2 protein-coding genes and 1 pseudogene are annotated in these 1,777 nt (G+C 63.5%); 1 reads left to right on the forward strand and 2 read right to left on the reverse strand.

The features are described 5' to 3' along the window. A partial coding sequence (locus V6B08_RS18130) for a calcium-binding protein (RefSeq protein WP_440588825.1) occupies positions 1-859 on the forward strand: 859 nt, incomplete at its 5' end. A 15-nt stretch (positions 860-874) separates the two neighbouring features. Here V6B08_RS18130 and V6B08_RS18135 read toward each other — a convergent pair. Both V6B08_RS18135 and V6B08_RS18140 read right to left on the reverse strand, forming a co-directional pair. After that, complete coding sequence (locus V6B08_RS18135) at positions 875-1,597, reverse strand: TVP38/TMEM64 family protein (RefSeq protein ID WP_341983484.1); 723 nt, start codon at positions 1,595-1,597, stop codon at positions 875-877. Next, positions 1,597-1,777 (reverse strand): annotated as a pseudogene (locus V6B08_RS18140) (glucose-1-phosphate thymidylyltransferase RfbA); the annotation flags it as partial. The pseudogene V6B08_RS18140 and the gene V6B08_RS18135, both read right to left, overlap by 1 nt.

Genomic DNA, 1,777 nt, shown 5'->3' on the forward strand with positions numbered 1-1,777 from the left:
CTCTGCCTCATCTGCCGGCGTCACCATCAATCTCACCACAGGCACGGGGCTGGGCGGCGATGCCCAGGGCGACACGCTGGTTGGCATCGAGCGCGTCTATGGCTCGGCCTCCGACGACAGCCTTACCGGCAGTGCCGCCGCCGAATTGCTGATAGGCGGCGACGGCAACGATCACTTCAATGGGGCCGCGGGCGCCGATTATATCGATGGCGGCGCCGGCATCGACACAGTGTATTATTCCGCCTCCGCCGCCGGTGTCACCATCAATCTCACCACAGGCACGGGGCTGGGCGGCGAGGCCCAGGGCGACACGCTGGTTGGCATCGAACGTGTCTATGCCTCGGCTTTCGACGACAGCCTGACCGGCAGCGCCGCTGCCGAATTGCTGGTGGGCGGCGGCGGCAACGACATGCTGAACGGCGGCAAGGGCGACGATTTTCTTGATGCAGGCCCTGGCAATGACCTGTATCAGATTTTCCGTGGCGATGGCTTCGACACCATTGCGCAGGCCGGCCTGACGGATGCCGGCAGCACCACCGATCTTCTGCTGTTTGGCTCCGGCATCGCCCGCGATCAATTGTGGTTCCGGCAAAGCGGCAACAACCTAGTGGTCAATGCGATCGGCGAGGCCGCCAGCCAGGTCACCTTGCAGGATTGGTTCTCCGCGCCGGCCAATCGGATCGATGCCATCCGCACCGCTGATGGGCAGCAGGAGCTGCTGTCGTCGATGGTGCAGAATCTGGTCAGCGCGATGGCAAGTTACTCGGCCACACCGCCCAGCGGCCTGACCCTGTCTTCCACCGAACATTTGGCGCTTAATAGCATTATCGCGGCAAGCTGGCAGAATTACACGGCCTGATCCACCTGGTGGCGCTCATTCCCGGTCTGCGGCCGTATCCGGCTGCCGCTGCAGTTTTTTGATCGCCGCCCGCATCGCCCACAAACCAACCGCCAAGGCCACGCCCAGACCCACCACCAGCAGCCAGGCTTCCGCCGGCTGCCGCTCGACCAGCGCCAAAACGGCATCAACCGAAACCGCAATCAATAACGAGGCCGGCAACAGGCCCAATGTGCTGCCGATCAGGAAATCGGGCAGCCGGATATGCGTCACCCCGACCATGAGATTGAACAGCGCGAATGGCGCCACCGGCACCAGCCGCATGATGAAGGTGGCCAGGATGCCGCGCTGGCCGAGGCGGGCGCTGATATCGTTCAGCCTTCTGCCCGCCAGTCGCCTGATCGCCGCGGCGCCGAGATAACGCCCAATGCAGAAGCTGACCGCGGCGCCAATCGCGCCACCGGACAGAACATAGAGGATGCCAAGCAGCGGGCCAAAAGCCGCCACCGCAACCAGCATCAGGAAGGTGATCGGCACCACCAGGATACAGGCTACTGCAAAACCGAGAATGGCGGCCAGCGGCCCGGTAGCGTCGCCGAAGCGGCGCAAGGCCGCAACGCCATGCTGGATATCAAGCCAGGGCTGCAATGGCCCCCATTTCCAGGCCAGACCCAAAACCAAGCAAAGCGCAAATACCAGAATGAAGAACAAGGGCCGTGCAGTCACGGCGCCGGTTTGCGGCCCAGCGGGAGGCGACATCAGCCAATCCGGGCCAGCAGTCGGCGCAGATATTTGCCGTATTCGTTGTTCTTGTAATAGTCGGCGCGGCGCTCGACCTGGGCTGAATCGATGAAGCCCAGCCGCCAGGCGACCTCTTCCGGCACCGCGATCTTCAGGCCCTGGCGCTTCTCCACCGTGGCCATGAAGTTGCAGGCATCG

Source organism: Ferrovibrio sp. MS7, assembly GCF_038404985.1.
In the GTDB taxonomy this organism is placed as follows: domain Bacteria; phylum Pseudomonadota; class Alphaproteobacteria; order Ferrovibrionales; family Ferrovibrionaceae; genus Ferrovibrio; species Ferrovibrio plantarum.